At 60.4% G+C, this 25,675-nt stretch carries 24 protein-coding genes; 11 read left to right on the plus strand and 13 right to left on the minus strand.

The window, feature by feature from the left end; genetic code table 11:
* Window positions 1-432 precede the first annotated feature (432 nt).
* From HU762_RS14710 to HU762_RS14725, 4 genes are all read left to right on the plus strand, one after another.
* Window positions 433-2,226 (plus strand): DUF1302 domain-containing protein, encoded by a 1,794-nt coding sequence (locus tag HU762_RS14710; RefSeq protein WP_186638138.1) that lies wholly within the window; start codon window positions 433-435, stop codon window positions 2,224-2,226.
* A 22-nt stretch (window positions 2,227-2,248) separates the two neighbouring features.
* Window positions 2,249-3,616 (plus strand): DUF1329 domain-containing protein, encoded by a 1,368-nt coding sequence (locus HU762_RS14715; RefSeq protein ID WP_186638141.1) that lies wholly within the window; start codon window positions 2,249-2,251, stop codon window positions 3,614-3,616.
* A gap of 171 nt (window positions 3,617-3,787) precedes the next feature.
* On the plus strand, window positions 3,788-6,343 hold the full coding sequence (locus HU762_RS14720) for a LuxR C-terminal-related transcriptional regulator (RefSeq protein WP_186638154.1): 2,556 nt from the start codon (window positions 3,788-3,790) through the stop codon (window positions 6,341-6,343).
* A gap of 124 nt (window positions 6,344-6,467) precedes the next feature.
* A complete protein-coding gene (locus HU762_RS14725) occupies window positions 6,468-7,169 on the plus strand; it encodes a hypothetical protein (protein WP_186638157.1) in 702 nt (233 codons plus the stop codon).
* On the opposite strand, the gene HU762_RS14730 is transcribed toward HU762_RS14725, so the two are convergent.
* Entirely contained in the window at window positions 7,134-7,955 is an 822-nt protein-coding gene (locus HU762_RS14730) for an IclR family transcriptional regulator (RefSeq protein WP_186638164.1), read from the minus strand. The two genes, HU762_RS14725 and HU762_RS14730, sit on opposite strands and share 36 nt — an antisense overlap.
* 151 nt (window positions 7,956-8,106) lie before the next feature.
* Here HU762_RS14730 and hmgA point away from each other — a divergent pair, with 151 nt between their 5' ends.
* From hmgA to maiA, 3 genes are read left to right on the plus strand one after another with little or no spacing between them, the layout of a single operon-like run.
* Entirely contained in the window at window positions 8,107-9,411 is a 1,305-nt protein-coding gene (hmgA, locus tag HU762_RS14735; RefSeq protein ID WP_186638167.1) for a homogentisate 1,2-dioxygenase, read from the plus strand.
* A gap of 3 nt (window positions 9,412-9,414) precedes the next feature.
* The gene (gene fahA / locus HU762_RS14740; RefSeq protein WP_186638170.1) at window positions 9,415-10,719 is read left to right on the plus strand and encodes a fumarylacetoacetase; all 1,305 of its coding nucleotides are present in this window, start codon (window positions 9,415-9,417) and stop codon (window positions 10,717-10,719) included.
* Window positions 10,720-10,728: 9 nt separating this feature from the next.
* A complete protein-coding gene (maiA, locus tag HU762_RS14745; RefSeq protein ID WP_186638173.1) occupies window positions 10,729-11,364 on the plus strand; it encodes a maleylacetoacetate isomerase in 636 nt (211 codons plus the stop codon).
* Window positions 11,365-11,388: 24 nt separating this feature from the next.
* Here the strand turns inward: maiA and HU762_RS14750 are convergent, their stop codons facing one another.
* Window positions 11,389-12,192 (minus strand): transglutaminase family protein, encoded by an 804-nt coding sequence (locus HU762_RS14750; RefSeq protein ID WP_186638177.1) that lies wholly within the window; start codon window positions 12,190-12,192, stop codon window positions 11,389-11,391.
* A 185-nt stretch (window positions 12,193-12,377) separates the two neighbouring features.
* Between HU762_RS14750 and HU762_RS14755 the strand changes: the two genes are divergently transcribed.
* Window positions 12,378-13,397, plus strand: a complete 1,020-nt coding sequence (locus HU762_RS14755; RefSeq protein WP_186638179.1) for a Glu/Leu/Phe/Val dehydrogenase — start codon at window positions 12,378-12,380, stop codon at window positions 13,395-13,397.
* Between the two features lie 76 nt (window positions 13,398-13,473).
* On the opposite strand, the gene HU762_RS14760 is transcribed toward HU762_RS14755, so the two are convergent.
* The gene (locus tag HU762_RS14760; RefSeq protein ID WP_014340121.1) at window positions 13,474-13,734 is read right to left on the minus strand and encodes a YebG family protein; all 261 of its coding nucleotides are present in this window, start codon (window positions 13,732-13,734) and stop codon (window positions 13,474-13,476) included.
* Between the two features lie 292 nt (window positions 13,735-14,026).
* Between HU762_RS14760 and HU762_RS14765 the strand changes: the two genes are divergently transcribed.
* Entirely contained in the window at window positions 14,027-14,527 is a 501-nt protein-coding gene (locus tag HU762_RS14765; protein WP_186611035.1) for a phosphate-starvation-inducible PsiE family protein, read from the plus strand.
* On the opposite strand, the gene HU762_RS14770 is transcribed toward HU762_RS14765, so the two are convergent.
* A complete protein-coding gene (locus HU762_RS14770) occupies window positions 14,524-14,841 on the minus strand; it encodes a DUF3509 domain-containing protein (RefSeq protein WP_186638181.1) in 318 nt (105 codons plus the stop codon). The two genes, HU762_RS14765 and HU762_RS14770, sit on opposite strands and share 4 nt — an antisense overlap.
* A 503-nt stretch (window positions 14,842-15,344) precedes the next feature.
* Here HU762_RS14770 and HU762_RS14775 point away from each other — a divergent pair.
* Window positions 15,345-15,755 (plus strand): HPF/RaiA family ribosome-associated protein, encoded by a 411-nt coding sequence (locus HU762_RS14775; RefSeq protein WP_186611033.1) that lies wholly within the window; start codon window positions 15,345-15,347, stop codon window positions 15,753-15,755.
* Window positions 15,756-15,837: 82 nt separating this feature from the next.
* Here HU762_RS14775 and fecA read toward each other — a convergent pair whose 3' ends face one another.
* The 4 genes from fecA to HU762_RS14795 all read right to left on the minus strand — a co-directional run bounded on the left by fecA (window position 15,838) and on the right by HU762_RS14795 (window position 20,774).
* Window positions 15,838-18,177: a TonB-dependent Fe(3+) dicitrate receptor FecA gene (gene fecA, locus HU762_RS14780; protein WP_186638183.1), complete on the minus strand. Its 2,340-nt coding sequence runs from the start codon at window positions 18,175-18,177 to the stop codon at window positions 15,838-15,840.
* Between the two features lie 150 nt (window positions 18,178-18,327).
* Window positions 18,328-19,275 (minus strand): FecR domain-containing protein, encoded by a 948-nt coding sequence (locus HU762_RS14785; RefSeq protein ID WP_186638185.1) that lies wholly within the window; start codon window positions 19,273-19,275, stop codon window positions 18,328-18,330.
* A 7-nt stretch (window positions 19,276-19,282) separates the two neighbouring features.
* Window positions 19,283-19,771 carry a sigma-70 family RNA polymerase sigma factor gene (locus HU762_RS14790; RefSeq protein ID WP_186638187.1) on the minus strand — a complete coding sequence of 163 codons (489 nt, stop codon included), beginning with the start codon at window positions 19,769-19,771 and terminating at the stop codon, window positions 19,283-19,285.
* A gap of 127 nt (window positions 19,772-19,898) precedes the next feature.
* Complete coding sequence (locus tag HU762_RS14795; protein WP_186638190.1) at window positions 19,899-20,774, minus strand: AraC family transcriptional regulator; 876 nt, start codon at window positions 20,772-20,774, stop codon at window positions 19,899-19,901.
* A gap of 138 nt (window positions 20,775-20,912) precedes the next feature.
* Here HU762_RS14795 and HU762_RS14800 point away from each other — a divergent pair, with 138 nt between their 5' ends.
* A complete protein-coding gene (locus tag HU762_RS14800; RefSeq protein WP_186638193.1) occupies window positions 20,913-21,818 on the plus strand; it encodes a DMT family transporter in 906 nt (301 codons plus the stop codon).
* Here HU762_RS14800 and HU762_RS14805 read toward each other — a convergent pair.
* The 5 genes from HU762_RS14805 to HU762_RS14825 all read right to left on the minus strand — a co-directional run bounded on the left by HU762_RS14805 (window position 21,815) and on the right by HU762_RS14825 (window position 25,671).
* Window positions 21,815-22,324, minus strand: coding sequence for a DUF2165 domain-containing protein (locus HU762_RS14805; RefSeq protein ID WP_186638195.1), 510 nt, complete (start codon window positions 22,322-22,324; stop codon window positions 21,815-21,817). The two genes, HU762_RS14800 and HU762_RS14805, sit on opposite strands and share 4 nt — an antisense overlap.
* 108 nt (window positions 22,325-22,432) lie before the next feature.
* The gene (locus tag HU762_RS14810) at window positions 22,433-23,410 is read right to left on the minus strand and encodes a D-glycerate dehydrogenase (protein ID WP_186638197.1); all 978 of its coding nucleotides are present in this window, start codon (window positions 23,408-23,410) and stop codon (window positions 22,433-22,435) included.
* 102 nt (window positions 23,411-23,512) lie between these two features.
* On the minus strand, window positions 23,513-24,262 hold the full coding sequence (locus HU762_RS14815) for a YkgJ family cysteine cluster protein (RefSeq protein ID WP_186638200.1): 750 nt from the start codon (window positions 24,260-24,262) through the stop codon (window positions 23,513-23,515).
* A gap of 82 nt (window positions 24,263-24,344) precedes the next feature.
* Window positions 24,345-24,671, minus strand: a complete 327-nt coding sequence (locus tag HU762_RS14820) for a hypothetical protein (RefSeq protein WP_186638202.1) — start codon at window positions 24,669-24,671, stop codon at window positions 24,345-24,347.
* Window positions 24,672-24,768: 97 nt separating this feature from the next.
* Window positions 24,769-25,671, minus strand: a complete 903-nt coding sequence (locus tag HU762_RS14825) for a chemotaxis protein (protein ID WP_039591605.1) — start codon at window positions 25,669-25,671, stop codon at window positions 24,769-24,771.
* Window positions 25,672-25,675 lie beyond the last annotated feature (4 nt).

Raw genomic sequence — 25,675 nt, forward strand, 5'->3', positions numbered from 1 at the left:
CGCTGCAAATAAGCAGCGGCCTAAGCATGACGTTGTAAAGGAGCTACAAATCAACGTCAGTGAACACGGGGCTGATGGATTGATGCGCAATCCATCCGAATGACGGTGCGCCGGGCGCGAGGGACGCCACGACGACTTGGTGCTTGCTGGCCCGTTGTCCTGCAAGCCCGGCCAGCATAAGGATCGGGCGCCTGGGGAAACAGCTCGGATCCTGACATGCACTGTTGCAGTGCGCGCAACAGTAGCAAGCACCACGACAGTTATGCGCAGCGCTGATAACCCATCATCCGTTCCGTTCATGCGCCGCGCAGACGCCGGTCCCGCATGGGCTGTCATCCTTTTTAGGTACAGCGCGAATACCTCCTTGGTGCGCTTATCGCCCATGGCGTGCAGCAGTAGGGTGAAGCCTCTGTCACTCACCGGGGAAGACGCATGACAACAATAACAATGCGCGCCATCTTCAAGCCGCAGGCGCTGGCCGCCGCGGTGGCTTTGGGCTGCTGTGCCCAGGCGCAGGCCGTTTCATTCAACATTGGCGAGATCGAGGGTCAGTTCGATTCATCGCTGTCCGTGGGCGCGAGCTGGGGCATGCGCGATGCCGACAGTGACCTTGTCGGCACGGTCAATGGCGGTCGGGGCCAGTCCTCCACCGGTGACGATGGGCGACTGAACTTCAAGAAAGGCGAGACCTTTTCGAAAATCTTCAAGGGCCTGCATGACCTCGAACTCAAGTACGGCGACACTGGCGTCTTCGTGCGGGGCAAGTACTGGTACGACTTCGAACTCAAGGATGAAGGCCGCGAGTTCAAGGACATCAGCGACAGCAATCGCAAGGAAGGCGCCAAGTCCTCGGGGGCACAGATTCTCGATGCCTTCGTCTATCACAACTATTCCATTGCCGATTTGCCAGGCACGGTGCGCGCCGGCAGGCAGGTGGTCAGTTGGGGTGAGAGTACTTTCATCGGCAACTCCATCAACAGCATCAATCCGGTGGACGTGTCGGCGTTCCGTCGTCCGGGCGCGGAGATCAAGGAAGGCCTGATCCCGGTGAACATGCTGTTCGCCTCCCAGGGCTTGACTGACAAACTGACCATCGAAGGCTTCTACCAGTTGGAGTGGGACCAGACGGTTGTCGACAACTGCGGCACGTTCTTTGGTAACGACGTAGTGGCGGACGGTTGCACCAGCGGCTACACCGTGGGCAGCCCGGCGATTGCGCCATTCGTGCCGTTGACCGAGGCATTCGGGCAGGGCATCCAGGTGACCAGCGAAGGGGTTGTCATTCCTCGCGGCGGTGACCGCGATGCACGGGATTCCGGCCAGTGGGGCACGGCGTTGCGTTGGCTCGGCGATGACACCGAGTACGGCCTGTACTTCATGAACTATCACAGCCGCACGCCGACCGTTGGCACCACCACGGCGGGACTGTCCACGCTGTCCGCGTTGCCTGGCATGATTGCGATTGCCGAGGGGATTGCGCCCGGCAGCGGCGCGGGCTTGGCCCAAAGCGTGATGCTGGGGCGCGGTGGGTATTATCTTGAATACCCTGAAGACATCCGCCTCTACGGCGCCAGTTTCTCCACCACGCTGCCCACCGGTACCGCGTGGACCGGCGAAATCAGCTATCGCCCCAACGCACCGGTGCAGCTCAGCACCAACGACCTGACCCTCGCATTGGTGAATCCGATTGCCGGTGGCGCCGCGTCACCCATTGCCACTTCGCCGGGTGCCGATAACACCGGCTACCGCCGCAAGGAAGTCACCCAGGTCCAGAGCACCCTGACCCACTTCTTCGATCAGGTACTGGGGGCTGATCGCCTGACCCTGGTCGGCGAAGCTGCGGTGGTGCATGTCGGTGGCCTGGAGTCCAAGGACACGCTGCGTTATGGCCGTGATTCGGTCTATGGCCAATATGGCTTCCAAGGCGACACCGACGGTTTCGTCACTTCTACGTCCTGGGGTTATCGCGCCCGGGCGATTCTCGATTACTCCAACGTCATCGGCGGGGTGAACTTCAAGCCCAACGTGTCCTGGTCCCACGACGTGGCCGGCTATGGCCCCAACGGCTTGTTCAACGAAGGCGCCAAGGCGGTCAGCGTGGGTGTCGATGCCGATTACCGCAACACCTACACCGCCAGCCTGAGCTACACCGATTTCTTCGGCGGCGATTACAACGTTCTCGAAGACCGCGACTTCCTCGCGCTGAGCTTCGGCGTGAACTTCTGATCTGGCTGACAAGGAAAACCCAATGCGCAAGATGATCCTGCAATGCGGTGCCCTGGCCCTGAGCCTGCTGGCAGCGAATGTGATGGCGGCGGTTTCGCCGGAGGAAGCGAACAAACTGGGCACCAGCCTCACGCCGCTGGGCGCCGAGAAGGCTGGCAACGCCGATGGCTCGATTCCGGCCTGGACCGGCGGCATCCCGAAAAACGCCGGTGCCGTGGACGGCAAAGGTTTCTTGGCCGACCCGTTCGCCAATGAAAAGCCGCTGTTTACCATCACTGCCGCGACCGTGGACAAATACAAGGACAAGCTGTCCGAAGGCCAGATCGCGATGTTCAAGCGCTATCCGCAAACCTACAAAATTCCGGTCTACCCGACCCATCGCAGCGTTGGCCTGCCGCCGCAAATCTACGAGTCGGCCAAGCGCAGTGCGCTCAATGTGAACGCCATCAACGAGGGCAACGGCCTGGCCAATTTCACTGGCAACCGTTACTACGCGTTCCCGATTCCCAAGAACGGCGTGGAAGTGCTCTGGAACCACGTCACCCGTTATCACGGCGGCAACGTGCGGCGCATCATCACCCAGGCCACGCCGCAGACCAACGGCAGCTTCACGCCGATCCGCTTCGAAGAAGAAATCGCCGTGCCGTTCCTGATCAAGGACGCCGACCCGGAAAAGGCCAGCAACGTGCTGACCTATTTCAAACAGTCGGTAACGGCCCCGGCGCGACTGGCCGGTAACGTGTTGCTGGTGCATGAAACCCTCGACCAGGTGAAGGAACCGCGCCTGGCGTGGATCTACAACGCCGGCCAGCGCCGCGTGCGTCGCGCCCCACAAGTGGCGTACGACGGCCCAGGCACCGCTGCGGACGGCTTGCGCACTTCCGACAACTTCGACCTGTTCTCCGGCGCGCCGGATCGCTACGACTGGAAACTGGTCGGCAAGAAGGAAATGTACATCCCGTACAACAGCTACAAACTTGATTCCCCGAGCCTCAAGTACGATGACGTGATCAAGGCCGGCCACATCAACCAGGACCTGACCCGCTACGAATTGCACCGGGTCTGGGAAGTGGTGGGTACGGTCAAGCCCAGCGAACGGCACATCTATGCCAAGCGCCACATGTACTTCGACGAAGACAGCTGGCAAGCGGCGCTGGTGGACCACTATGACGGTCGCGGCCAGTTGTGGCGCGTGGCGGAAGGTCATGCCCAGTTCTACTACGACCACCAGAACCCGGGCTACACGCTCGAGGCGCTCTACGACATCATTGCCGGTCGCTACATCGCGCTGGGCATGAAGAACGAAGAGAAACACGCCTACGAGTACGGTTTCGAGGCACGGGCAGCCGACTACACCCCGGCGGCGTTGCGTTCGAGTGGCGTGCGCTAAGGTCCGACTGTTGGAAAGATAACTGTGGCTGACTTGAGATAGTTGTGAATGACCGGCAGCGCCTCCTGCCGGTCATTTTTTTATGGGCGCCAATCAGCGCGCTGAATACTTCTCCTAAGGTGGTCGACACAGGCTAGGGTGAAGGAACAACAATAAAAGGGACCTCGCACAATGACTGCCATGACCCCGTGTCCGGACCGTCCTGGGCTGCTGCCGCGGCTGTCTTCGACGCATGTGCCGCGCAAGTCGTTGAGCGAACCTTTGCTGGCTTCCGAGGCCCGCGTAAAGCTGCTTTGCGCACCGGCTGGCAGTGGCAAGAGCGCCTTGTTCGCCGAATGTTTCCTGCAGGCGCCAGCGGAGTGCCGGTTGCATTGGCTGCCGTTGGCGGGTGCCGCCATGGATACGGCGCAACTGTGTGAATGCCTCGCGCAGGCCCTCGGATTACCGGTCACGGATGAGTCGAGCCTGTTGGCCCACCTGGCGCGTTTGCAGACGCCTACCTGGCTGTTCCTGGATGACTATTGCCGGGTGCCCAATCCGGAACTCGACCAACTGCTCGACCGTTTGTTGAACGCCAGCAGTCCGTTGCTGCACTTGTGGTTGAATGGCCGCCGTCGTCCTCACTGCAATTGGCCGCGCTTGTTGCTCGATGACGAATTGTACGAGTTCGATGCCCAGGCCCTGGTGTTTACCGATATTGATGTCCGGCAATTGCTCAGTCACTTGCCCGATCCGTTGGCGGCGCGTACGGCCCGTGAAGTGATCCAGCGCAGCGGTGGCTGGTGTGCCGGGGTACGCATCACATTGCTTGAACGCTGTGAATGGGCGCGTCGGCATGCTGCGCCGGGGCGGGCCGGCACATTGCTCGATTACCTCGAATACGAACTGTTTGGCACGTTGACTCCAGAGCTGGCTCAAGCCTGGCGCGTGCTGGCGCATCTGCCGCGCTTCAACGCTCGCCTCTGCGCGCATTTGTTCGGCGACACGGTGGGCGCTGAATGCCTGCCATTGCTGCTGGACCTGGGGTGTTTTATCGAGCCCTGGGAGCAATCCTCGGACTGGCTGCAGATTTTTCCGCCCCTGGCCCGGCTGGTGCGGGACGAGCCCTGGCCGCAGGGCCGTTCCTGGCATCGACGGGCCTGCCAGTGGTTCGCCGCCGAGCAGGATTGGCCAATGGCGTTCGCGCAGGCCATGCAGGCCGGTGAGTTCGAGGCCGCCGTCAGTTCGTTGCAGCACCTGAACTTCGAACATGTGCTACAGGGCAGTAACGCCCAGCTATTGCTGGCCTTGCATGACCAGCAGGGTGAAGCGCTGTCACTCGGGACGCCACAGTCGGTGGGATTGGTCACCACCGCCTTGCTGTTTGCCGGACGCTTCGACCAGGCGCAGGCTTGCATCGAACAGCTGGCCCGGTTCGTGCCGCAACCCTTGGCTTGCCAGCAGCGCCAACTGGTCGCCCGATGGCAGGTCTTGCGCGGTTGGTTGTTGCACCTGCGCGGCGATGGCTTGCCTGCACGTGAACATTTCCTCCAGGCCCAAATCGGCTTGGATCCGCAGGCCTGGGCCCTGAAAGTGCTGTGCCTGATCGGACAGACGCAACAGGCGCTGCTGGCAGGTGACTTGACGTCTGCGCAATGGATCAACCGCCAAGCGTTATGCGTGGCCCGCGCGCAAGGTTCACTGGTGTTTGAAGGGCTGCTGGAGTTGGATCACGCCCAGATTCTCGAGCAGCGCGGTGCCCCCCACCGGGCCGACCACTTGCTGGATGCCGTCCAGGCATTGCTCGATAAGCCGGGGCAGGATTTTTCCGCGCTGCTGGGGCGGATTGCCTTGCGACGAGGGCGCTTGGCGTTACGCATGGGCTTTGACGAGCAGGCCGCCGAACATTTCCAGGCGGGCCTCGAAGCGGGCCTGCGCAATCATGACAAACAAGTGCTCTATGGCTTCCTCGGCAAGGCCTGCCTGGCAGCCAACCAGGGTGACTACGGCGAGGCGTTCATGCAGCTACGTGATGCCGAGCGGATCATGCAGCAACGGCATATTCCCGACACGGTATATCGAGGCGTATTGCTGCAAACCAGCTGTCAATTCTGGTTGCAGCAGGGGCGACCGGAATTGGCCCATGAAGTCTTGACCCGTGTGTTGCGGCATTTTAGCGGGCCGCAGGCCAAGCAGGCGCCACCTGCAACCCTGGAACTGATCCCGCGTCTTGAATACTTGTTGGTGCTGACCGAGGTCTACCTGGGTCGGGCACAAGACCCACAGGCTCGCCTCAGGGAAATGATTGCCCAGGCGCAACGCTGTGAGATGCATGCCCTGGAAACCGAACTGCATCTGGTGTTGGCGGAAGTGGTCTGGTTGTCCGCTGACCGTCCCCAGGCGCGCGCGCTCCTGCAAGAAGGTATCGAGCGTGTCGCCTGCTGGCGGGCGCAACAAGCGCTGCGCGAACTGTGTCTGCGCCAACCTGATCTGGTGCGCGGCGCGATCCAATCCCCAGAGCAGGTCGCGCCCCCCATAACCATGGCTGAAGAAACCGTGCTCAGCCAGCGCGAGCTGGAAGTACTCGAGCTGATTGCGCAGGGGTATTCGAATCAGCAGATTGCCGAACAACTGTTCATCTCATTGCACACTGTAAAAACACACTCGCGTCGAATCCACAGCAAGTTGGGTGTACAACGGCGTACCCAAGCGGTGGCGAAGGCAAAGCTCATGGGGGTCATGAATTGAATACAAGCGGTCGCTGATCTCCTTACGCATTCTTACATTTGTTTTCCTGCAATGGCAGGTTGAACTATGTATAAGTGACCGACCGAACAGGAAGTTCGAGATCATGAACATGACAAGGACGCTTATGAATACCCCATTATTTTCTTCTTATTCCGAAAGGCTTGTAGCGCTAAAAAACACTCGCGTGGACTTTGCCGTGCAGGTGTTGTTGGGTGATCGCTTGGAGGTTCTGGATCTCAGCCCTCATAGTACTTATCTGAACACGATGACCGACTTGGCGGACGTCAGCTCGGCGACTTCCAGGACACTGTTCGATGAAACGCTGGCTTGCGTGGAAAAACAGCTGCCTCCCCATTACACGCAAGGCACCAGCAATATTTTCAACAAGCGCTATTCCTTTGCCGATGAAGACCGTGTCAAAGCGCTGGATATAATAGCGTTTGAAAAGATCGTTACTGATATCGTCCTGGAACTTACCGAAAAGCCATCCATGGAGTTATCGCTGCGCCCTATCAGGTCTTTATCCGCTGAGGAGGTTCATGGTGCATTGAAAGCTCACTTGCCCGGGGTTGATCTGAATGAAGTTTATGTCACCGATTTTGTGCCGCATGACGTCGACACACAGGTGATATCTTCATCTAAATCGTTGGTTGAATATTTACTGGACCATTTCATTAACGACGATATTCCCTACCACGTCAAAGGCAATCACCAAGGTATTTATACGGCTGCCTTCAGTGGGGAAGACCGCGACCTGCATCCGCGGTTGGGCACCCATCATCTGAATGATCTAGTGATACGCATCGTCCCGGACTTCCTGGACTGATCCGGGCGCTGCCTCATACCCCATCCGCCAACTCACGGCCCGGGTCGCTGCCAACAGACGCTGCGCCGCCGGGCCGTTTTCGTCGGCGTGGAACAGCGAAGTCGGACCGACGATGGTCATCACCGCCGTCACCTGGCCGACGGCGTTGAATACCGGGGCGGACAGGGCATCCACACCGGGCATCAGCAAGCCATGCACATGGTGCAGGCCACGGCTGCGAATCTGCTCGCACAAGAGCGTATAGGCCTGGTCGTCGGCCAGTGCATGGTCGCTGGTACTTTTTACTTCATCCACACGCAGCCCGATGGTTTCCCGTTCTGGCAGATAAGCCGCGAAAACCAGCCCCGTGGAAGAGCTGAGCAACGGCAGCACCGAGCCCAGTTGCGTCACCACGGTCACGGCTCGCACCGCAGGTTCGATACGCACCACCGTTGCGCCGTGATTACCCCATACCGCCAGAAAACAGGTTTCGTTCAAGTCATCGCGCAGTTCGGCCAAGGGCAGGGCGGCCACTTGCAGTACGTCCATGCCATTCAACGCCGCCAGGCCCACCCGCAATGCTTCGCGGCCCAGGCCGTAGTGATTGGTGGCTGTGTTTTGTTCAGCAAATCCGCTGGCGATCAGCGCTTGCAAATAGCGGTGGACCTTGCTGGCCGGCATTTGCACATGTTCGGCCAAGCGCGACAGCGACGTTGAGGGAGACAGCTCGGCCAACGCTTTAAGGATGTCGGTGCCGACCTCAGCGGAGCGGACTTTCTGTTTACCGTTGCTGGGCGGGTTTTCCATGGAAGGCAGGTCCGGAGAGGCGAATGGGCGTCTTTATAGCTTGACGGTCGCTGCCGAGCAAATTACGTTATGCGTAATCTGATTACGATAAAAATAACCCGGTGCGCCTCAAGCTTTTCGTTGAATGACGGGCCGCATCCCAGGAGGCTCCATGAACCTCGACTCCACCGCGTCGGAACTGGCTTATCTGTCCGGCTTTGGTAATGAGTTCGCCAGCGAAGCGCTGCCCGGCGCATTGCCTGTCGGCCAGAACTCCCCGCAAAAAGCACCGTATGGCCTTTATGCCGAACTGTTTTCCGGCACTGCGTTTACCATGGCCCGCGGCGAAGCGCGCCGGACCTGGATGTACCGCATCCGGCCATCGGCTCATCATCCGGCGTTTGCCAAGCTCGGCGCTCAGTTGGCGGGTGGTCCGCTGGGTGACGTCACGCCTAATCGCCTGCGCTGGAACCCCTTGGAGATCCCTTCCGAGCCCACCGATTTCATCGATGGGCTGGTTCGCATGGCGGCCAATGCCAACTCTGACAAACCGGCTGGCATCAGCATTTATCATTACCGGGCCAACCGTTCCATGGAGCGGGTGTTCTTCAATGCCGATGGCGAATGGCTGATCGTCCCTCAGTTGGGGCGGCTGAGGATCACCACCGAATTGGGCGTGCTGGAAGTGGCGCCGCTGGAAATCGCCGTGTTGCCCCGGGGTTTGAAAGTTCGCGTCGAATTGCTCGACTCGCAAGCCCGCGGCTATATCGCCGAGAATCACGGTGCGCCATTGCGGCTGCCGGACCTAGGGCCTATCGGAAGCAATGGCTTGGCCAATCCACGCGACTTCCTGACGCCGGTCGCCCATTACGAAAACCTCACACAACCGACCACGCTTGTGCAGAAGTTCTTGGGGGAGTTATGGGCCTGCGAGCTGGATCATTCGCCATTCGACGTCGTGGCCTGGCACGGCAACAACGTCCCCTACAAGTACGACCTGCGCCGTTTCAACACCATCGGCACGGTCAGTTTCGACCACCCGGACCCGTCGATTTTCACTGTGTTGACATCGCCTACCAGTGTTCACGGCCTGGCGAATCTCGATTTCGTGATCTTCCCACCACGCTGGATGGTGGCGGAAAACACCTTCCGTCCGCCTTGGTTCCATCGCAACCTGATGAACGAGTTCATGGGACTGATCCAGGGCGCCTACGATGCCAAGGCCGAGGGCTTCCTGCCGGGAGGCGCGTCGTTGCACAGTTGCATGAGTGCCCATGGTCCTGATGGCGAAACCTGCACCAAGGCGATCAATGCCGAGCTCAAGCCGGCAAAAATCGACAACACCATGGCCTTCATGTTCGAGACCAGCCAAGTGCTGCGTCCGAGCCGTTTCGCCTTGGACTGCCCGCAATTGCAAACTGACTACGACGCCTGCTGGGCCTCGCTGCCGGTCAATTTTGATCCGACCCGGAGATAACCCATGTCCCAAGTTTCCTTCACCCGTAGCTGGGTCGAATCGGCCAACGGCCATACCGACTTCCCCTTGCAGAATCTGCCGCTGGGCATTTTCAGTATGGCTGGCGGCGCTCCACGCAGCGGTGTTGCCATTGGCGACCGGGTTTTCGATTTACAGGCGGCGCTGCAAGCCGGCTTGTTCGATGGCGCCGCAGGCGAAGCCGTCACGGCGATGGAGAACGGCCAGTTGAACGCGTTCTTCGACCTGGGCCGCAACGCCCGGGTTGCCTTGCGTGAGCGGCTGCTGGAACTGCTGCGCGAGGGCAGTGCACAGCAGGACAAGATCCAGGCCCAGGGCGAAACGCTGCTGCCCTTGGCGGCCGATTGCCAGATGCATCTGCCGGCGAAGATTAACGACTACACCGATTTCTATGTGGGTATCGAGCACGCGCAAAATGTCGGCAAATTGTTCCGGCCTGACAATCCGCTGCTTCCGAACTACAAATACGTCCCCATTGGCTACCACGGTCGTGCCTCGACGGTTCGTCCGTCTGGCACCGATGTGCGTCGCCCGAACGGCCAAACCTTGCCGGCCGGCCAGACCGAGCCGACGTTCGGCCCCTGTGCGCGCCTGGACTATGAGCTGGAGCTGGGTATCTGGATCGGAAAAGGCAATGCACTGGGCGAGCCCATCGCTGTTGGCGACGCCGCCGAACACATAGCCGGTTTCTGCCTGCTCAATGACTGGTCGGCCCGGGATATCCAAGCCTGGGAATACCAACCGCTGGGGCCGTTTCTGTCGAAGAGCTTCCTGACCAGCGTCTCGCCATGGGTAGTGACGGCCGAGGCCCTTGAACCGTTCCGACGCCCTCAACCGGCGCGTCCCGAGGGCGATCCGCAACCGTTGCCGTATCTGCTGGACAAACGCGACCAGGCTGGCGGTGCATTCGACATCGAACTGGAAGTGCTGCTGCTGACCGAGGCCATGCGCGAGCAGAACCTGCCGGCCCATCGATTGACGTTGAGCAATACCCAATACATGTATTGGACCGTGGCGCAGATGGTTGCGCACCACAGCGTCAACGGCTGCCAATTGCAGGCCGGCGACTTGTTTGGTTCGGGCACGTTGTCGGGGCCTGAGAGCGGTCAGTTCGGGAGCTTGCTGGAGATCACCGAGGGCGGCAAAAAAGCGATCGAATTGGCCTCCGGTGAAGTTCGCAAGTTCCTGGAGGATGGCGACGAAATCATCCTGCGCGCCCGTTGCAGAGGCGAGGCTGGCGCGTCCATAGGCTTCGGCGAGTGCCGCGGCAAGATTCTGCCGGCGCGTTGAGGAACGGGCATGGAACTCTACACCTACTACCGTTCCACCTCGTCCTACCGGGTGCGTATTGCCCTGGCACTCAAGGGCCTGGATTACCAGGCCCTGCCGGTTAACCTGATCGCACCGCCGGGGGGCGAACATCGCAAGCCGGCCTACTTGGGAATCAACCCCCAGGGGCGGGTGCCGGCGTTGCGCACCGAGGAGGGGGCGTTGCTGGTGCAATCACCGGCCATCATCGAATATCTGGAGGAGCGTTACCCCCAGACGCCGCTACTCAGCGGCGACCTGGCGCTTCGTGCTCACGAACGTGGCGTCGCCGCGCTGATCGGTTGCGACATTCATCCCCTGCATAACGTCAGCGTGCTCAACAAGCTGCGGCAGTGGGGTCACGATGAAACGCAGGTGACGGAGTGGATCGGGCATTGGATCGGCCAAGGACTGGCAGCGGTGGAGCAGTTGATTGGCAACGAAGGCTATTGCTTCGGCGCTACGCCAGGGGTGGCTGATGTTTACCTGATCCCGCAGCTGTACGCCGCCGAGCGGTTCAATGTTTCGTTGCAAGCGTACCCGCGGATCCGTCGGGTTGCGGCGTTGGCGGCTGGGCATGTTGCGTTCCAGCAGGCGCATCCGGCGAATCAGCCTGACACGCCTTAGAGTTGCCTGCCGACGGCATGGAGCTCAATGCACGATGGAGTTCGGCGGCAGATGGCCCAGTCGCTCGGTCAAGCGGATTCGCTGGATCGGATCGTCGCTGAGCATCAAGGCGTGCTCAAGATCGAAACGTTCGGCGTTGGGGCAGTCCAGCCGCTGGTAAAGGCTGGCGCGGGCCAGATAATCGGCGGCATTGGCGTTGCCCATTTCCAGCACCCGTTCGGCGTCGATCAGCGCCGCAATGTAATCATCGTTCGCCAGGTGCAATTGCCGCAGGTTGCGCGACAGCCGTTGCAGCATTTGCATCGGCTCGGCGTTGACCAGGTGCTCGGCCTTGAGCGGCACGTTCGAGCCATATTGGCGTTGCAGTAGCTCCCGGCAGTCATTGGGGTAAAGCCGACGGCCACCGCATGGGTCGAGCAGATGATCGGCGCCGGGCACGCGCAGCAGAAAATGACCGGGGAAATTGACGCCGGCCATCGGGATTTCCAGCCCTCGGGCCAGTTCCAGCGCAATCAGGCCAAGGGCCAGGGGTTGGCCGCGTTTACGGGCCAGGACTTTGTCCAGCAATGCCGCGCGGGGGCGTAGGGGTGTGAAGTCGTCCTGGGCGAAACCCAGGTCATTAAGGCGTCGAAGCAGAGGTTGGCCCAGTTCGCTGACGGGTAACATCGGCAGGCCATGGCTGACCAACTGCTGCAGATCCTTGAAATCCTTGAGCAACGCCGGTATGTCCGCCTCAGGATCATGTTCGGCGGCGATCCACAGCGCGGCTTCGAACAGCGCCGGTGGCGAGCGGTGCAGACATTCAAAAAAGGCTTGGCGCGGCTTCATCACAGTCTCCAGACTATGTCTCGTTTTAGCGCTGCCATGGGCTTTCGTCCAGTCTCACTAATACGCCGTGACAGGTTATGCCTAAAAAGCTGACAACTGCCCAGGCTTATTCCGGCGTGCTCCAGCAATTTTCGGCCGCACGCCTATACTGGCGAAACAGACAAAAGTGATTCGGGAGCCTGTCGATGTTCGCTCTCATGCAAAGCTCCCGCCTTGAATCGCTGCACTTGAGCGTGGACCCGGCGACCGGGTTGAAGGCGGTGATTGCCATTCATTGCAGCCGTCCTGGGCCTGCCCTGGGTGGCTGTCGTTATCTTTCCTACCCCGACGATGAAACTGCCGTGGCCGACGCCGTGCGCCTGGCCCAGGGCATGAGCTACAAGGCCGCCCTGGCCGGCTTGCCAGTGGGCGGAGGCGTGGCTGTCATCATGCGCCCGGCGCACGTCGACAGCCGGGCCGCGCTGTTCGAAGCCTTTGGTCGTTGCATCGAACAATTGGACGGGCGCTACATCACCGCCATCGACAGCGGTACATCGGTGGCGGACATGGACTGCATCGCCCAGCAAACCCGTCATGTCACCAGTACCACCGCCGCGGGAGACCCGGCGCCTCACGCGGCGATGGGCGTCTTCGCCGGCATTCGTGCAACGGCCATGGCCCGCCTGGGCAGCGATAATCTGGAAAGCCTGCGGGTGGCGATCCAGGGCCTGGGCAATGTGGGTTATGCCTTGGCCGAACAGCTGCACGCCGCGGGCGCGGAATTGCTGGTCAGCGACATCGACCCTGGCAAGGTGCAACTGGCGATGGAGCAATTGGGCGCCCATCCGATCGCCAACGACGCGCTGCTAAGCACTCCATGCGACATTCTTGCGCCTTGTGGCCTCGGCGGCGTGCTCAACAGCCACAGCGTGGCGCAATTGCGCTGCTCGGCGGTTGCCGGCTCGGCCCACAACCAGTTGAGCAATCTGCAAGTAGCCGATCAGTTGGAGAGACGCGGGATACTCTATGCGCCAGATTACGTGATCAACTCGGGCGGGCTGATCTACGTCGCCCTGAAACATCAGGGTGAGGAACTGCCGACCATCACCGCGCATCTGTCGAAGATCGGTGCCCGGCTCACTGAAGTCTTCGCCCACGCCCAGGCGGAGAAGCGTTCACCAGCCCGGGTAGCCGATGAGCTGGCGGAGCGTTTGTTGTACCGATAAAAAAAGACCGCAGCCTGCGACAGCTGATACACGTTACATCTCGTGTATCAGCTGTCGCAGGCTGCGGTCTTTTTGCTCATTCGTCCGACGGATTGAGCAGTTCGGACAAGGCGTCCGGCTGGCTCTTGAAGGCCTTGGCGAATACATCGCGGTTCTTCGCCATGTAGATCCCTGCTTCTTCCACCTGTTTCTCGCTCAGCGATGGGACGGCTTTTTGCAACACCTCGGCCAGCAATTCGGCGAGTTCCAGCATTTTGTCATGACGGTCAGCTTCGGCTTTATCCATGAACAAGCGCTCCAGATCTCGGCTGCTGCGGTATACCACTTCGACGGCCATTCACCACCTCACATGCCTTCACATTGGTTTGTCTTTTCGACTACTGTATTTATATACAGGCAAAAGAATAAGCGAATCCTGATGCTTTGGATAGTGGCTTTTTAATGTAGACCGATTTCAAGGTTTGTCCCGCAGGTAAATCGCGTCTGCGGCGAGGCCGGTTCATGTCGCAACGTGTCGTGTACCAGCCCATCGCCATCTCACCCCAGTGGCTGGCCTTTTTTCTGCATGCAGAACAACCGTCACGTCCAACCCGCATCATCCGGTCGAGCCGACCTAAGGAAACTACATCGTGAAAATCAACTGGGCCGAGAACCTGCGCCAGAACGTACACCAGCTGGCTGAATCCCTAGGCAACCTGTTCGTCGAGACGTTCCATTACCTGGCACTGTTCGCCATCGGAGCGGTGACCGCGTGGGCGGCGGTGATGGAGTTTTTGCAGATGATCGAGGAGGGGCACATCAAGATCGATGACATCCTCCTGCTGTTCATCTACCTGGAGCTGGGGGCGATGGTCGGGATTTACTTCAAGACCAACCACATGCCGGTGCGGTTCCTGATCTACGTGGCAATCACCGCGCTGACGCGCCTGCTGATTTCCAATGTTTCCCACCACAGCCCGCCGGACCTGGGAATTATCTACTTGTGTGGCGGCATCCTGCTGCTGGCGTTCGCGATCCTGGTAGTGCGCTATGCCTCGTCGCAGTTTCCCTCGGTGAAGATCGAACACCCGCACCGCAAGGTCGGCGCGGGTTCGAGCGAGCATGCCGAAGTGGAGAAGGGCGAAATCTAGAGACCGGCGGCGCTGCAGGCCTGGCCTTGGACCTGCGGTGGCGGCACCTTGATGGTGTCGCCGCCGGTCATGGCTTCGAGGATTGCCACGGCGCTGTGGCCTTGTTCGATGGCAATCCCGAATTGAATGCTTTGTACCAGGCGCCGCAGCCGGTCCGGGTCGTTGCGCTGCTGGGCACTGATCATGCGCTTGGCGACGACGCGCCCGCTCTTGGAAAGGGTCAGCATGATGCTGCCATCCAGGCCTTGGATGCTCAGGTTGATTTGGTACTGCGGCGCGAAGGCGTCCGTAATGATCTGAAAAGGGTTGTCCATGATGCGTCACCGCCTGATTGAACGTGCAGTTGTTGACCGGCCATGATCGGGATTAGTTCGCAACACCGGACCATCGGCTGTTCCATGATCGTATTCATCCATCAAATTGCGGGCTGGCGGGCGACGGACCGGGGGGCGCAGCCCTTGGCAGCTCTACCAAGGCTTTTGCAAGGGGCATGCCGGAAAAACTGTCGGACAATGATCGCGGCGCCTTGATACCAGGGGCTCTGGGATGCAGGTCTGGGCGCTGCCCGTTTCGGGGCAGGAACGGATGAATGTTCGCTGGCGGTGCAAGATTGGGGGGGAATTGGCGAGAGGAGCGAGGCGAGGCAACTCCCGACATTAACAGCGCTTTTGTCGGTTGTCCGGCTTTATTTGCAAATCAATATTTATCTTTTTTGAGGGCTTGAATTGTTCTGTCGCCAGCCCGACTCTGTATTCAAGGGGCCGTTGCGCTACCGTCGATTGGCCCCTGGCGAGCTAGCCGAAATAAGGGATGAACTATGCAAATCCAAGTCAATAGCGATAACCATATTCAAAGCAGCATCCGACTGGAGGAGTGGGTACGTACGACCATTGAGAGCACGCTCGAACGCTACGAAGAAGACCTGACACGGATCGAAGTTCATCTGGGTGATGAGAACGGCGACAAGCCTGGTCCCCATGATTTGCGGTGCCAGTTGGAAGCGCGGCCAAAGGGCCACCAGCCCATTTCCGTGACCCACAAGGCCGAATCGCTGGAACTTGCGATCGAAGGCGCGGCCACCAAGCTGGAGCATGCATTGGAGCATCTGTTCGGCAAACTGCGCGGCAAGCGTGCCGCCACCAACGGCCCGACCGAATCGATTGCCCTCGCCGATGCGATGCTGGAAGAAGAATTCCTGGAGAACGAACGGGCTGCACTCAACGGCTGAGTCCGGCTCACTTTTTTCACCCCAAAAAAACGGGCCTGCAATTGCAGGCCCGTTCTGTTTTAGCGATCCACGAGCGCCGAAATCAGAAGGCTACGGAGGTCTGCACATACACCGTGCGAGGTTCACCGACGTACTTGCCTCGATTGTTGTCGTCGAAGGAGCGCGTGAAATACTGAGTGTTGAAAATGTTCTTCACACCCACCGCAACGTTCAGGTCCGACAACTGCGGGCCGAAGTCATAGGCGGCGCGGCTGCTGAATAGCATGTAGCCAGGGATATTTCCGGTGCTGCCGTCCACACTTTCGGCGCGGGTGTTGGCGTTGTCGGCGAACTGCGCGCTCTGGTAGGTGCTGTCCAGGTTGAGCTTCCAGGGGCCTTCGGTATAACCGATCCCCAGCGTACCTTTGTGTTTCGAGGAGAATGGCACGCGGTTGCCCTTGTTCGGGCCGTCCTCGCGGATGGTGGCATCGACGAAAGCGTAGGTGGCGTAGACGTCGAAACCAGCCAGCGCCGGGCTCAGGCCGTCGAGGGCATAGTTGATGCTGGTTTCAATGCCTTGATGGCGGGTCTCGCCCCGGGCGATCACCGAGTCATTGGTCTGGTTGCTTTCATACTGGTTATCGAAATTGATCAGGAACGCGCCGATTTCCGCCCGAAGGTCGCCATTGTCGTAGCGAGTGCCAAGCTCCCAGGTGCGGGCCTTCTCCGGTTTCACTTCACCGCTGCTGACGCGGTTGGGCATCTGGCTGTACTGCACGCTGCCGAATGAACCTTCGGTGTTGGCGTACAGGTTCCATTCGTCGGTCAGGTGATACAGCACGTTCAGCGCCGGCAGGGCGGTGTTGTAGTCGCCCTTGTACTTCACATTCGTCAGGTTGTTGGTCTGCTGCGATTCGATCATTTCGTAGCGAATGCCAGGCGTGATGGTCCATTTGCCAATGTCGATCCGGTCATCAATGAAAAACGCGTTGGCTTCAGTGCCGCCACGCGTATCGCGGTCGTTGCGGCTGGAGGTCGTTGGCAGTTCGTTGCTGGCGACGGGCGTACGATAACGCAGCTCGTGGCCGGCTTCGTTGATGTAACGGTAGCCGACGCCGACTTCGTGGCGGGTCGGGCCGAGGTCGAAGCCTTGGGCGAAGCGGGTCTCCAGGCCTCGTACCCAATATTCGCGAGGCGACAGGGACAGGAAAGAGCCCTGGTCCAGATAACCGCTGCGCAAGGTCTTGGTGAAGAACGTGCTGGCGGTGAATTCCCGACGGTCCTGCTGGTAGCGGTAGCCGAAATTGACCAGGGTGCGACGCCCCCAGAACCGATCATTCGGACGGGTGGACTGGTACGGGTCGGCGTCGTAGTCGGCGACATTCAGGCCGCCGGGCATATCGGCCTCACCTTCGTAATATTGGGCCATTGCGTTGAAACTGTTGGCTTCGTCCAGTTGGTAATTGCCCTTCAGGATCAGGTCGTCGATTTGCGTGTCGCTGTGTTCGCGCCAATCCCCGCCACGGGTGCCGGAATACAGCAGCGCACCGCCCAAGCCGTTGTCGGCGGTGCCACCGGCCAGCAGATTGGAAGTCGTCTTGAAGCCGTCGTGGCTGGATGACGGGCTCGTCTCGGTCTGCAAGCCGCCCTTGACCGTCGGCGCATCGGGAATCGCCCGGGTCACGAAGTTCACCACGCCGCCGACGTTTTGCGGGCCGTAGCGCACCGCGCCACCACCGCGCACGACGTCTACCGCGTCCATATTGCCCATGCTGACCGGGGCGAACGACAGCTGTGGTTGGCCATAAGGGGCGAAGGGCACCGGGATGCCGTCCATCAGCACCGTGGAGCGCGAGGCCAGGCGCGGATTGAGGCCGCGAATGCCAAAATTCAGCGCCATGTCATGGCTACCAGTTCCGTTGTTGTCGGGGGCGTTGACGCCGGGAATGCGATTGAGCACATCCCGTGCCTGCGTCGCGCCCTGGCGCTCGAATTCTTCACGGCGGATGACGTCGCGGGCGCCCGGGTGTTCGAACACATTGGTCTGCGCGGCGTCGCCGAGCCAGTCGCCGACCACGGTGGTGGTGCTCAAATCCAGTGAGGCGCTGTCGGCCGGTTGCAGGCTGTAGGCGTTATCACCTTCGGACCGGGCTTGCAGGCCGGTGCCTTCGAGCAGCGCGCCAAGGCCCTGCTCCAAGCTGTAGTTGCCTTCCAGGCCACGGCTTTGCAGGCCACCGGTCATTTGCGAACCAAAGGAGATCAGCACCCCGGCTTCACGGCCGAACTGATTGAGGGCGTTCTCCAGCGACGACGGCGCGATGTGGTAAGCCCTGGTCTCGGCTGCCTGCACCGACGGTAACGCAACCCAACTCAGGCTGGCGCCCAGCAGGAGTTGGCGCAGGGCTCGGGTGATCGGGGTGAGGCGAGTAGGGGATTGCAGCATGATGAGGGTCCTGAGAAGGTTGCATCAAAGTGGCTTTCCTTCTCTGTCACCCGAGGTGTCGAAAACAGCTCACTGGAAAAGCAATTTTTTGGCGAAGGTCGTGTCTTGCCGTTTGAAGTGGGCGCTTGCGGTCCTCGCTACGGTCGTGTTTCAGGCACGGGCCTCGACGCTGACCCAATACCGGGTGAACCGTCGCACTGTAACCGGCAGGCTGACTTCCAGCAGGTCGAGGATCCGTTCGCTGTTGTCCAGCGGGTAGCTTCCTGAGATCAGCAGGTTGGCGACGGCTTCATCGCAGTGCAACTGGCCACGTCGGTAGCGGCTGAGTTCGTCGAGGAAATCCGTCAGGCGCATGTGCGCCGCCACCAGCATTCCCTCAGTCCAGGCGCCGCTGTTGGCATCCAGCGCCGTGGGTGGACCGGCGCCGTTGATGCCCAGGCCCAGTTGTCGCGAGGCTGTCAGAACAAATGGCGCGCCTTGATGCCCGTGACCTTGCACCTGGCCTTCGAACACGGCCACTTGGGTGTGACCAGGAAATTCACGCACGTTGAACCGCGCAGACTGACTCTCCAGCAGCCCGTGGGCGGTCGCCACTTGCAAGGGGCGTGGATCCCGCGCGCCGGTTATCTGCAGTTCTCCTTCCAGCAGGCGGATCAAGCGACGTTGGGCGTCAAAACGAACGTCCACGGCGCTGCCGGTATTGAGCTGCAATTGACTGCCGTCATCGAGTGTCAGGCGACGCCGCTCGCCCACCGGGCTGCGATAGTCGGCCATCAACGGCGGCAATAATTGCCGTTCGCGCAGTCCCCACGCCAGGCTGGAACCGGCGCCCAGGATCAACAGCAGTTTGAGTGCCTGGCGCCGCGTGGTGCGTTTGGGTGCGTTGAGTGCGGCGTGGGCCAGGGGCGAAGAAACATTGCGCAGCCGTTGATTGACCCGCTGGATGTGTTCCCATGCCCGGCGATGTTCGCTGTGGGCATTGAGCCATTGCTCCCACGCCTGTTGCTGGCGTGGGTCGAGCGGCCCTTGCTGCATTTCCAGCAGCCAGCGGACAGCCTGCTCGGCAACATGCGCGCTGACATTCGGTGCGGTGTTCATCGGCAGGTTACAGCGCGAAATAGCAGCGCATCGCCGCTTTGTTCAAATGGCGCTTGACCGTTGCCAGCGAGATACCCAATTCGCGAGCGATTTCGTTGTAGGTCAAACCGTCGACCTGGGCCAGTAAAAATGCCCGCTTGACCGCATGCGGCAGACCATCGAGCAGTTGATCGAGCTCCAGCAGCGTTTGCAGGATGATCGCGCGTTCCTCTTCCGAAGGCGCCACCTGCCCGGGCAGTTGGGCCAGCGCGTCAAGGTAGGCGCGCTCCAGGTCCTGACGGCGGTAATGGTTGAACAACACACGCTTGGCGATGGTGGTGAGGAACGCCCGCGGTTCGAGAATCGGCTGGGGATCGCGTGCCGCCATTACTCGTATGAACGTGTCTTGCGCCAGGTCTGCGGCGCTTTCGGGGCAACCGAGCCGGCGTCGCAACCAGCCGTTGAGCCAGTTGTGATGGGCGATATAAAGCACTTCGACGGTAGGGGCGGACGGCAACAGGAACACTCCGACAGCGATCGGCTGCGCTAGAGAACAAGAATTGTTCGCATTGTAGAGGTGCGGCCGGGGCTACGGCAATCGGGATGAGTGTCCGCTTCTTTGTCGGGTCGGAGCGCGACGGCGTCTAGCACAGAAACGCCTGTCGATATTCCCCGGGCGTGGCGCCCACGATTTGGCGAAAACGGTTGGCGAAATGACTGGCGCTGGCGAACCCGCAGGCCAACGCAACATCGCCCAGCGCTTGCGAAGTGCTGCGCAGCAAGTGTCGCGCCTGTGACAAGCGTCGTGCCAGCACATACTGGTGGGGAGGCAGCCCGAAGCTCTCGCGGAACATTCGGGCGAAGTGGTATTCGGACAAGGCGCAAAGCGCCGCCAGTTGCCCAAGGCTGATGGCCTCGGCCAGGTGACTGTCGATGTAGTCCACCAGCATCCGCCGTTGATGGGCAGCCAGGCCGCCCTTGAGGCGAAGCCCCTGGCGCAGGCCGACCTGACTCAGCAGCAAATGACTGAGCAGGTCATGGGCCAGGCTGGTGCAGAGCAGGCGTTCGGCGGGTTCGTTCCAGTTCAGCGCGATCAACTGGCGAAAGCGCTGGGCCTGTTGCGGGTCGTCAAGGAACGTTGCCTCGTGCAATTGGACTTGCCGGGGTTCACGATCCAGCAACGTGACGCAACCGAGAGCGAACTGTTCGGGGCTGAAATACAGGTGGGCGAGGCGAATATCACCATTGATGACCCAGGCCGACTCATGCTCGGCCGGCAGCACGCAGAGTTTGTCTGGTGCCCCGGTGGCGTCGGGTCGTTCGCGGCGAAACGTGCCGGTGCCGCCAGCGATGTAGCACGACAGCGTATGGTGAGTCGGCGCCTCGTAGTCACGGGCGTCGTGGTGATTGCTCCACAAAGCGGCCGCCAAGCCGTCCCCGAGCTCGGCGCTGTGCTCAAGGCGAGCGTTGGGCGAGCTGTTGAGGGCTTGAAAGACTTGCAAGGTTTGCAGTGTGGACATGATCGGCTCTCTCCAACGCCTTGCATCCTACTCCCTCGGCCTATCCGCGCCAGCCTGCCAGCCGACAAAACCGCAAGTTTACGCAAGCGCCAGGTCAATGGCGGCGTGACACTGGGACCATTATCAGGAGTCGCCGTCATGAACCTCTCGCTGTACCTGCTTACCGTGATCATCTGGGGCACCACGTGGATTGCGCTGAAACTGCAATTGGGCGTGGTCGCCATCCCGGTGTCGATCGTTTATCGCTTTGGCCTCGCGGCGCTGATTCTGTTCGTGATGCTTTTGCTCAGCCGGCGCTTGCAGGTGATGAATCGGCGCGGCCATCTGATTTGCGTCGCCCAGGGCTTGTGCCTGTTCTGCATCAACTTCATGTGTTTCCTGACCGCCAGTCAGTGGATTCCCAGCGGCCTGATTGCCGTGGTGTTCTCCACGGCTACCCTCTGGAACGCCCTGAATGCGCGGGTTTTCTTCGGTCAGCGAATTGCCCGTAACGTGTTGCTGGGCGGTGCGCTGGGGCTGTTCGGGCTGGCGCTGTTGTTCTGGCCGGAGCTGGCCGGTCACAGCGCAAGCCCGCAAACGTTGCTCGGATTGGCATTGGCGCTCTTGGGAACGTTGTGTTTCTCGGCAGGCAATATGTTGTCGAGCCTGCAACAGAAAGCCGGCCTCAAGCCGCTGACGACCAACGCTTGGGGCATGGCCTACGGGGCCGCGATGCTGTCCGTGTGGTGTCTGTTGCAGGGCATCCCGTTCGACATGGAATGGAACACGCGTTACGTCGGCTCGCTGTTGTACTTGGTCATTCCGGGTTCGGTCATCGGCTTTACCGCCTACCTGACGCTCGTCGGACGCATGGGCCCGGAGCGGGCAGCGTATTGCACGGTCCTGTTCCCGGTGGTGGCATTGAACGTCTCGGCGTTTGCCGAGGGTTATCAATGGACCGCGCCAGCGTTGGTCGGGCTGGTGCTGGTGATGCTGGGCAACGTGCTGGTGTTCCGCAAGCCGAAGCCGGTTGTATTGGCACCGATGATCGATACAGTCCGTTAGTGGTCATTCTTGATGCTGACGAAGATCAGTGCCGGCAAGAGAAAATCGGTAGCAACTTTCGTCCACGGAATCATGTTCCATTGTTCGGAAGTGTCCATCTCAAACCATTCGTTGGCAATGACTTGAAGACAAAAGTAATAAACGAACAACGCTGTGGTTAAGCCAATAATCGCGTACTTTTTGGCTTCATGAAAGGCGTTGTGTGGCGCATGCAAGTTTCTCAACATCTGATAGGCGCCCAACAGGCAGCAGGTTGTAAAGATGGACTCCAATGTGATGATCATCCAATAAATCCGGTGGTGGGCAATTGGCGACGTCACCGCACGATACATAAGTCGTTCATTTCCAACGGTCGTATCCATGCTCAGGATGTGGCCAACATACTCATAGTTATTAGCGTAATCGGTCAGGTTGCTGATCATGACCAGAACGCCAAACAGGCCGGCTATTAAAACGAGGATTGCCTTGCTCTTGCGAATAAGTTGGGCTGTGGTGAGGCTGTGCATATATAAAACTCCAGTGATGTAGGTTTAGTACAGTTGCACTGGAGGTTATAGTTTGCCGGTTAAGTTGGCAGGGAAACTGATTATCAAGTTATGTCCCTGCCAACGCTTTTACTTGGCGGGGAATACTTGCGGGTTGACCAGGTTCTTCGGTCGTTCGCCCACCAAGGCGCTTCGCAAATTCTCCACGGCAAGGTTGGCCATTGCTTCCCGAGTCTCATGGGTGGCGGAACCGATGTGCGGCAAGGTCACGGCGTTTTTCAGCTGGAACAGCGGTGACTCGGCCAGCGGCTCTTTCTCATAGACATCCAGCCCGGCGCCGCGGATGCGGTTGTTTTGTAGTGCTTCGATCAGCGCCGGCTCGTCCACCACCGGGCCACGGGAGATGTTGACCAGGATGGCGCTGGGTTTCATCAGGCCCAGCTCGCGTTGGCCGATCAGATGACGGGTCTTCTCGCTCAACGGCACCACGAGGCAGACGAAGTCGGCTTCGGCCAGCAACTGGTCCAGTTCGCGAAATTGCGCACCCAGCTGGGTTTCCAGTTCGGTCTTGCGGCTGTTGCCGCTGTACAGGATCGGCATGTTGAACCCCAGCCGGCCGCGTCGGGCAATCGCTGCGCCGATATTACCCATGCCGACGATACCCAGGGTCTTGCCATGCACATCGCTGCCGAACAGCTGTGGCCCGACCGTCGCTTGCCACTGTCCGGCCTTGGTCCAGGCGTCCAGTTCAGCGACGCGACGGGCACTGCTCATCAGCAGCGCGAATGCCAGGTCGGCGGTGCTTTCGGTGAGCACGTCGGGGGTGTTGGTGAGCATGATCCCGCGTTCATTGAAGTACGCCAGGTCATAGTTGTCGTAGCCCACCGACACGCTGGACACCACTTGCAGCTTCGCGGCGTTTTGCAGCTGCTCGCGGCCGAGCTTGCGGCCGACACCGATCAGCCCGTGGACGTGGGGCAAGGCTTCATTGAACTGCGCGTTGATGTCGCCGTTCGATGGGTTGGGCACAATCACGTCGAAGTCCTGTCGCAGGCGCTCGATCATAGGCGGCGTGATACGGCTGAAGGCAAGTACGGTTTTTTTCATCGTGCAAGGCTCTCTGCAGGGAATACCAAGCACGCTAACATTCCTGGCGCGGGTTAGGCGAGAGGGGGCGGTGTTTTGGTGCACCGCAAGTCCCTATGGAAGCTATGCCGCCCGCAGCGAAATAAAGGCGTAGTTCACCGGCGCTTCAGTGACGACGCATGCGCCGGCGGCAGTGACCTGGCTGGCGATGTCATCGCCGGACAGATGGAACCGCCATTCTCCTGCCGCTTGCTCAAGCGGCTGCGAGCGGGCCTGATCGATGGCAGCGGCAAACGCGCTCATGTCCGGCAGGTACGCGGTGAACCCATCACCTTTCAGCGCAGTGGTGTGGATGCCCAGGGCCACGCAAATGCGTTCCTTCATGCCGATCTCCTGACGATCGGCCTGGCGTGAGCGCTCAATCAGCCGAGCGAGCTCCTGGTCGACCAATTCACCGCCGACAATCAATTGCGGCCCCGTTTCCCACGACTCCGGCGGGCAATCCTTGGTGGCGGTGTTGAGCGGGATGTGCGGGTTGATTTCCATCGGGTAGATGCGGCACACCAAGGGGCGGCGCTCATAGATGCGGCACAGGTTGTCGGCGTCCAGATTATGGCAACGGCCGGTGTTGTAGGCGGCAAACGTGATCGCCACGAGCGCTTCGCTCGTGCCGCTGCGCACCACCGCCGAACGCCGTTCGGCGTGCTCGCGTTGCGCCACTGGGAGGCCGAGGCCATTGGGCAGGAAGGCCTCGACCAGGACGATCACCTGCCCGCCATCATTGGCCCACATCCTGGCTTCGTCGAGGGTCAGGGGGACGTGATGGCCGGTACAGCATTTACCGCACCCTACACAGGAAAACGTTGTGTTCATTGATCGACCGAAAGCAATAGGCTGAAAGCGGCGACAGAAAAGCGCCGCGATGAGCCGTGCGAAGCAAGTTATGCGCCAGTCGTCATGGATTGCCAGCCGGGCGGATCGAGTCCCATTCGGTCACGAACGCGGTCTTGGTTTTCTTGCGGTAGAGGCACAGCTCTGTGCCGCTCGCGCCTTTCATGTGGGCCTGCGGGTATTGGCCTTGCAGCAACAGCGCGGTGTAGCCCACCCGGTCGTCGAATTGCGCGGCGGTGCCAATCGGTTCGGGTTTTTTCAGGCCGCTGGCCTTGAGGCAACTGGCGAGCACTTTTTTGTCGTAGGCAGCCCAGGCGTCGGGGCTGGAAGCGTGAGCCTGGAGAGTCAGGGCGGCGGTCAGGCCGAAGAGCATCAGGGCCGGGGTTTTCATCAGTGAAGTCCTTGTTCGCGAAGGCAAGGACTGGAGTATGCCTGAGGATGGCCCGGCTCGAAGGCTGCAAACACCGCAGCCTCGAGGCGGGCAGCGGTCAGCGGCCCTGTTCGGCAACCGCCTTGGCCGCCGTGATCAGGCACTTGGTCAATTCCGGGGAAGAGAACTTGGTGAGTACCCCGTTGGCGCCGGCCAGCCTGGCCTTTTCGCTGTTCATGGCGCTGTCGAGCGAGGTATGCAGCAGCACGTAGAGGTGAGCGAAGTCCGGCGTCTCGCGCAGCGTGCGGGTGAGGGCGTAGCCGTCCATCTCCGACATCTCGATATCGGAGACGATCAGGTTGATCTCTTGTGCAGTGCCCTGCAGCTCTAACAGGCAGTCGATGGCTTCCTTGGCGCTGCGGGCGGTGTGGCATTGCAGGCCGAGGTTACGCAGGGTATGCACCGATTGTTGCAGCGCCACCTGGCTGTCATCGACCACGAGGATGCGTGCGTTGCCCAGCACTTCGGCGTCTTCCATGCTCAGTTCGGTCGGCGCTGTCTCGATCTGCGCCGGGGCGATGCCGTGGATCACTTTCTCGATGTCCAGCACTTGCACCAGCGTACCGTCCACCGAGGTCACGCCGGTAATGAACGCGCGTACACCGCCGGAGCCGTAGGGCGGCGGTTTGATGTCAGTGGTCAGGCAATGGACAATCTTGCTCACGGCCTGTACGTGCAGGCCCTGCTTGGAGCGACTGACATCGGTGACGATCAGGCAGCCGCCGTCCGGATCTTCCAGCGGCCGCTCGCCGATGGCGCGGCTCAGGTCGATCACCGACAGCGATGCCCCGCGCAGCGTGGCGATGCCTTTGACGTGCGGATGCGACTCCGGCAGCTTGGTCAGCGGCGGGCAGGGGATGATCTCACTGACCTTGAGCAGGTTGATCGCCATCAGCTTGCCGCTGCGCAAGGTAAACAGCAGAAGCGAAAGTGAATCTGCGCGGGCTTTGTTTGAAGACATAAAA

The organism is Pseudomonas sp. SWRI92 (assembly GCF_014268685.1).
Taxonomy (GTDB): Bacteria; Pseudomonadota; Gammaproteobacteria; order Pseudomonadales; family Pseudomonadaceae; genus Aquipseudomonas; species Aquipseudomonas marvdashtae.